This window comes from Helicobacter pylori (genome assembly GCF_014496485.1).
Lineage (GTDB): Bacteria > Campylobacterota > Campylobacteria > Campylobacterales > Helicobacteraceae > Helicobacter > Helicobacter pylori_DD.
This window is the reverse complement of the sequence record NZ_JACTAX010000019.1, coordinates 1-6,875: the sequence shown is the minus strand read 5'-3', so window position 1 is coordinate 6,875 and position 6,875 is coordinate 1. Positions and strand designations below refer to the sequence as shown.

Genomic DNA, 6,875 nt, shown 5'->3' with positions numbered 1-6,875 from the left:
CTCCGCTTCTGCGGTAGATGTTGAGATCGCTCGCTTCTTTGCTGATGAATGCGGCATTAAAGTCAAAATCTCCGATGGCTTTGGCTTGGCGCGATAAGATAAGGGCGATATTGGTATTAAATGGGGGAGCATTTTGAGAGCGTGATTTTGTCTCGTCTTAAAAAGGTTATTGGCGGTTTTAAAAGCGGTGCACTTAAAGAATTTAATGGAGGTGGGGTAGTGAAAGTTTATGAATTAGAAAGCTATGAAGAGATTTTAAAAGCCTTAAAAGAAGCGCTCATTTGGTAAGGAGAAGCAAATTTTTACAACACTAAAAGCGATAATTTTCATATTATAATTAGTTGGATATATTTGATAGCAATTGAGTGTTTGAAAGGTAGTTATGGAGTCAGTCAAACAAAATTTTATTGAAAAACTTAAGGTTTTTGCAACAGAATTAACTGGCCATGTTACAACTCAGTTGGGAGATTGGAAAATTAAAGGATTTATTAATATAGATAAAAATATTTATACAATTTCACCAGATACTAAAATTATTTCAAAAATTCTTGAAATCCAACTTTTCCCTAAGTTTAAAACATTTGCTAAGAAAAATGGTTATGAAATCATTATTGCTGAAAAATAAAATTGGTATCCTGATCTATCTTTTGTGTGCGAGAAAAATCCAAACATAAAGTTTGCTTGATGCACAGATTAGAGATTAGCGCTCTATAACATGCATGCTAAATTTCTAATAAAGTAATCATCGTTATAATACTTTCTCATGTTTTTTAAGGAGCGTTATAATGAAGACGAACGAAGCGCAATTTTATTTGGAACAGACCTAATTGCATAATTACAACCTCTATTTACACCCCTTATCTAGTTAGCCACCCTAAAAGCAAGGATGGAAAACGGCGTTAGAATAATGGATGGCGTTGTTTGGACTGCTTCACACTTCTTCTATGAAGTAATCTTTATCAATATCATCAGGAGTGTTCTCTTTTAATAAATGTGGGGCGTGCTCTTTGATGCTTGCTATCACGGCGCTAGGTTTTATCGTATTCACATCTCGTTGTTCCCAAATTTTCTTTGATTCTCTAAGATTTGCAAATTCGGTGGGATAAATCACATGATGGGTAGCACAAAGCGTTCTAGGATAAGGGTGAAAGGTTGCATAAGAACTGCCATTGCTTAAAATAAAGATGTAAGGCACTTTAAGAGCCGCTGCAAAATGAGCGATACTGGATTCATCCCCTAATGCAAATTCAGCGCCCTTAATGATATAGGCGTATTCCAATAAGCTAGTTTTCCCTACTAACGATATGGCATTTTTATGAGCTTTTACCAATTTAGCAGCTTCTTTTGCTTCTGTGGGCGTCGTCCCACAAATCACTAGCTGAATGTCTTCATTCAAATAACGCACAATCCTATTAAAATACCTATAACACCTAAAAAAATCGCTTGATCCCAAATTCAATACGCCATAGCGAGAACTCAAACCATTGAGTAAATTTTGCGAACTTTCTTTAAGAACAGAAGATGGTGGCAATTCCATACCAAAAGGCACAGGAGCTAAATCCACTCCTTTAAAAGTTTTGAAAAAAGCAGAAAATAAATCCTGATGGAATTCAAATAAGAATTTGCTCACCTTAGGGATATTGAAAAGATGGGTGTAAAAATGACTGATTTTCCCATCGCTAACATAGACACCATGATGGCCCCTATCCACAAAAGGTTCATGCCTTACGCTAACTTTAAAAGAAGCGTCTAAATGTTTCATCACTATATCATCTCTTAAAATATCGCCCCAAGGCAAAATGGGGCTAATGGCAATCTCGTAATGCGTTTTTTTAAGCATCAACAATTCATTGTAGCGCTTGATGAAAAATTTGAGCAAATAACGCAGAAATCTAAAAGCATGCTGCCTGCTGTGAATGTATCCATTATATTGATTCCAAATGGAATGATCTAAGAAAATAAATTCATCAATATAAGGGCTATCGGCAACCACACTCAAATCTTTGATGATTGAATTGCCAATAAAAACAATTTTATAATCTTTGTAATACTCTTTGAAGGGGGCAAAAAAATTGCGTGTTTAAGATATAATCCCCCACCACATCTAGTCTCACAATACACAAGGCTTTTTCTGTGGCGTTTTGGCGTTTAATGGGAGCGATAGAAAGCAGCTTGTCAATCAGGCGTTGCGTCATTTCAAAGAGCCTAAGAGACCAATCAGAAGTCTTTCGGTTAAAATAAGCGTAAACAAGCACAATAGGTAATAGTAGTGTAATAGTAGTTTCAAAATATTAATCCCAAACAAAAATTTTATCTTGTAGTATAACACAAATTTAAAACTTTGATACACCAGCACCACAGATTTAGGCACAGAGCTAAGGCTAAAAACAATGATTAATGGCTTCATTAAGTGAGTCAAAACCCCTCTATTGGGTTTTATCCTAACGAACTCAGCGCTTCTATTGCCAGATGGCGGCCTTTTAATGAGCGCTTTTTAGGCATCACCCCGCCTAATGGCTCAAACGATATGGGTTTGATTGACATTGAAAAAGAGGGTGAAAAGATTGTGGGTTTTATCAATTACCGCAAGATGTAGCTTTGATAAGAGACTTTTTGTTATAATCATATCTTTATTTATTCTTAATCTTTGCGTGGATTTTACATGATTGAACGCTAAAAAATAGGAGCTATTTTTGAAGTCTTTACTCTCTTTGTTTTTAAAATCAAAATTATCCTATCTTTATTATTGCCCTTATATAGCTTTCATTTTGATGGTTGCAACCATTGCAAGAATTCCTCTTATTCAAAAGATTCCTGTTATTAGAAGGTTCTTTAATAGTCGTTATTCCTTTCAAAAAGATAGCCTTATTCGCATCCAAAACCAACTAGACAGATTGCTCACTCTTACAAAGCCTACTCCTCCACCCATTCGTAAAAAAACCTTATGTTTTATCCGCTTGGACATTATTGGAGATTATATACTCTATCGCAATTTTTTACCTCTTTTTAAAAAATATTTTGAAGATTATGAAACCACCTTTATTGGAAACACCGTTATTAAGGACATAGCGACCCATTGCGATTCCCAATATATAGATAAGTTTATCTTTTTAGACAACGCTTATTGGGAAAAATACTTGCGGATTGGCGCTAATGGCTCACGCCTTTCAAAATTAAAAGAATTGTTATTTTTTCTCCCAAAATTCATGAGAAAACGCTACGAAGATGTTTCTAATTTAAGAAAAGAAAGCTACGAGATATGCATTAATAGTTCTATGTTTTATTTTTCAACTAAAGAAGACGCTATTATAAAGCACTTGATTGCCGAAAATAAAGTGGGGGTTTTTTGCACCCACCCAATAGAATCTTTCTTTAGGGCTGATTATAGAAAGAGAGGGGAAATTAGAAAAAGCTTTTACACGCATTTGTTCTACCCTAAAGAAGTGCCGCAATTCCTCTATGATTCCAATCAAGATTTTTTTCAGTCTTTTTTTAAGCATTTTAAAGGCGTGGATATAGGGTTTGTTGAACTTGAATTAAAACTCCCCATCGCTTTTGAATACGAAAAGTTTAAGAATATTCTAAAACCACCTTATGGCGTGTTGAATCTCGGAGCTAGCGATGATTTTAGAGTGTATAAACGCTTTGACGAGATGATTGCTTTCTTAAATCCTGAATATCAACTCATTCTTTGCGGGAACTCTAAAAAAGATGAAAAGCTTGCCAATTCCATTCTAAAACGCCACAAAAATGCCATTTCTTTAGTCAATCAAACCGGTTTGATAGAATACCTTTATCTTTTAAAGAACGCTAGTTTTGCGATGGGCAATGAGTCTTCTATCATGCATTTGAGCGCTTGTTTGAAAATCCCTTATGCGTTCATAGTCTCTTCAGGTCTCTCAAGCCCAAGATTCCACCCCTACCCAAAGGAAGTTGGTCCTAATATCCACATGATCTATCCAAGGGATTTTCAAAAAATAATTTCTAGGTCTAGCAACTGGATGTTCAAAGCCATGACCATGCCGCACCCACCAGTGGATTTTGTGAACCCACAAGATATTATTAGCGCCATTAAACATTTTGCACCCCATCTCTTGAAAGAAAATGTGCCATCTAATACCAAAGAAACAACCTATTTTGAACGAGTTTGATTGCGTTACAAGTTTTTAGAAGATAACTTCAGCTTTAGATTGTAAAAGCATAGAAATCTGCTTTTTACTGAGCGATTATATAAACTCCTTTCAAATTCAAGCTCTTAAAAAGGCTTTATTTTCCAACGAAGACGCTTGGACTTTTGACTTTAATAGATAAATCAGGCAAATATGGACAATCATAACCCTACCACTTTCTAATATCCATTCCCATAAACCTGATACAAGTTTTCCTTATACCTAAACTCACACTCTTTTAAATGGAGTAAATGGTTGATTTATGAGTGGTTTTTGCTATATTAAACGATACAATAAAAACGCGTAACTCCCCGATCCGTTCAAATGCAAATCGCAAAGCATGCCCGTTACAAAAACATTAGAAATGGGGCTTACTTTAGAGCCTCTATCGCAAAGACAATAACTTTTCCTCTAACTTTGACGCTAATTGCTGATAGATCGTTTTATTTTGTTGTCTAAAATGCTCTACTAACATTTTTAAAACTTTTTGTTCTGGGAATAAAATTAACACAAGATTGAAAATTCCATCATTATCCAAAAGTTTTCTATAAACGCTTGGCGCTAAATCTTTGATTTCTCTAAAGCTTTCTAAAGGATTTTCATCAAAATTCAAACTGGGCAAATCGGGTAAAATTTCACGCCGCTAAATGGTTTAAAATCTCATCCCAAACTTGCAAGATATTAAGTTTTTCAAACAACTCCTTACCATAGCACAAACTCAAAGGCACGCCATAATCAACAGATAATTTTTGCAATTCTTCCTTATAATAATTTTGATTTTTATTCAAACCCTCATCTATAAAGTAAAAATAGCCTTGAATGTTTTCGCCATAACGATGGATTAAAGCCTCTAATTTCCTTTTAAAGTTATCTATTTGCCCTCTCTTTTTGGCGCTGTCATGGTCATCTCGCATTTTTTGTTCTATAAAATAATAGGTGTTATCTTTTTTAGCAAACTGATCTAATTCTAAAGATTCCCTTTTTTCTTTATCCTTATTGTTATAAGGAATTTTTTTAGATAAAGGTGAAAAGTTATGCTCTTTTAAATATTGTTCTATTAAGCATTCAAACGCATCGCCAAACTTAATCTCATGGGAAGTCAATAAATTTTGTAATAGTTTTGTCTTAGGCTTAGTGGGTCTAAAAATCCCCAAATAGCGTTCAGGGTTTTCGGCAATATTTTCAAGTAATTTTGCTTTAGATGTTTCAAAAATAAAACGATTAAAAATCTCGTTAAAGGTTTGATAGTCCATTAAAAATCCTTTTGGCAGATATAACGCAATTCATCTAGCAATAAAAATTGATTTTGGTAATACGCATAAAAAAATTTCCAGCCATTATGGTTGGTTTTATTCAAATATTTAGCGCTCATTTTATGAATAGAAGTTTCATAGTTTTCATTATCCCTCACTTGTCCGTTTTCTAAAACTTGACAAATTTTTTCTTTGTTAGATGAGTATAAAAAATCCCCGATTTTGAGTAATTGTTTAGAAATTAAAAGACTCATAGGGATTTTTGGGGGTTTAGTTTCTAAGTCTAAATTAGTGATAAAATCGCTTTTATCCCTAGCGCTATTAAGGCGTTTTGCCGCTTCTTTGATATAAAAAGAATCTTTTTCAATGCCAATAAAATACCTGTTCATGGATTTAGCCACAGCCCCTGTTGTGCCTGTGCCAAAAAAGGGATCTAAAACAATATCTTTAGGTTTAGTCGCGCTTAAAATGATTTTTTTTAAGAGCGCTTCTGGTTTTTGCGTGGAATGCACTTTTTTACCTTGCGCGTCTTTTAGCCTTTCGTTACCCATGCAAATAGGGATTTGCCAAACCGATTTTTCTTGTTTATCATTATTGAGATACTTCATTGTTTTATAATTAAAGGTAACTTTGCTGTTTTTGTGTTTAGCGCACCAAATAAGCGTCTCATGGGCGTTGCATAGTCTCTTGCCAGCAAAATTAGGCACCGGATTACTCTTGTGCCAAACAATATCATTGAGTATCCAAAACCCTAAATTTTGCAAATGAAAACCAATTCTAAAAATATTTTGGAAACTCCCTATCACACAAATACTGCCATTATCTTTTAAAATCCTTTGGCACTCTCTTAACCAACCCAAACAAAAGGTATCGTATTCTTCAAAAGAGCCAAATTTATCCCAATGATCCTCAACGCCTTGAAATTTTGTGCCTTCAAAACGCTTCAATTCCCCCTCTGTTTGCATAAAATATGGGGGGTCAGCAAAGATAAAATCAACGCTTTTATTAGGAAAATCTTTCAACTTTTCTAAACAATCCCCCTCTATGATAGCGTTTAAATTTTCTTTTAAAAAATCCATGATTAACTAACCTTTCATTCTGCTACTCTAGCCATTTTAACACAAGCGTTTTAAGGCTATCTTAATGTTTAGTCTCTAGCTTTGTTCTCATCAAATGCATCAAATGATAGAAGCTATCTATCCCCACCTATTTTAAACGATACAACAAAAACGCATAACTCCCCGATCCATTCACATGCAAATCGCAAAGCATGCCCGTTACAAAAACATTAGAAATGGGGCTTACTTTAGAGCCTCTATCGCAAATTAGAGCGAGATTAGGCAAGGCAGAATAAAGGGAAGGCTGAACCTCCGCTTCTGCGGTAGATGTTGAGATCGCTCGCTTCTTTGCTGATGAATGCGGCATTAAAGTCAAAATCTCCGATGGCTTTGGC

Annotated in this window: 6 protein-coding genes and 3 pseudogenes; 4 read left to right on the top strand and 5 right to left on the bottom strand. The window is 34.8% G+C overall.

Going from position 1 to position 6,875, the window contains the following annotated elements; all coding sequences use genetic code 11:
* Nucleotides 1–120: 120 nt before the first annotated feature.
* Entirely contained in the window at nt 121–288 is a 168-nt protein-coding gene (locus IC572_RS07550) for a DNA methyltransferase (RefSeq protein ID WP_187855747.1), read from the top strand.
* A gap of 94 nt (nt 289–382) precedes the next feature.
* Nucleotides 383–625: a type II restriction endonuclease gene (locus tag IC572_RS07545; RefSeq protein WP_000446581.1), complete on the top strand. Its 243-nt coding sequence runs from the start codon at nt 383–385 to the stop codon at nt 623–625.
* A 306-nt stretch (nt 626–931) separates the two neighbouring features.
* Here IC572_RS07545 and IC572_RS07540 read toward each other — a convergent pair.
* A pseudogene (locus tag IC572_RS07540) lies at nt 932–2,195 on the bottom strand (glycosyltransferase family 9 protein).
* Between the two features lie 215 nt (nt 2,196–2,410).
* Here IC572_RS07540 and IC572_RS07535 point away from each other — a divergent pair.
* Together IC572_RS07535 and IC572_RS07530 are read left to right on the top strand one after the other, a co-directional pair.
* On the top strand, nt 2,411–2,596 hold the full coding sequence (locus IC572_RS07535; RefSeq protein ID WP_000081404.1) for a hypothetical protein: 186 nt from the start codon (nt 2,411–2,413) through the stop codon (nt 2,594–2,596).
* 97 nt (nt 2,597–2,693) lie between these two features.
* Nucleotides 2,694–4,151: a glycosyltransferase family 9 protein gene (locus tag IC572_RS07530; protein ID WP_187855745.1), complete on the top strand. Its 1,458-nt coding sequence runs from the start codon at nt 2,694–2,696 to the stop codon at nt 4,149–4,151.
* A gap of 294 nt (nt 4,152–4,445) precedes the next feature.
* Here IC572_RS07530 and IC572_RS07965 read toward each other — a convergent pair.
* From IC572_RS07965 to IC572_RS07515, 4 genes and pseudogenes are all read right to left on the bottom strand, one after another.
* A pseudogene (locus tag IC572_RS07965) lies at nt 4,446–4,565 on the bottom strand (DNA methyltransferase); the annotation flags it as partial.
* Nucleotides 4,555–5,422, bottom strand: a pseudogene (locus IC572_RS07525) (HpyAIV family type II restriction enzyme). The pseudogenes IC572_RS07525 and IC572_RS07965, both read right to left, overlap by 11 nt.
* Nucleotides 5,422–6,501, bottom strand: a complete 1,080-nt coding sequence (locus IC572_RS07520) for a DNA-methyltransferase (protein WP_187855743.1) — start codon at nt 6,499–6,501, stop codon at nt 5,422–5,424. Before IC572_RS07520 ends, IC572_RS07525 begins: the two are co-directional and overlap by 1 nt.
* 127 nt (nt 6,502–6,628) lie before the next feature.
* The coding region (locus IC572_RS07515; protein ID WP_187855742.1) for a hypothetical protein at nt 6,629–6,875 on the bottom strand (247 nt) is incomplete at its 5' end.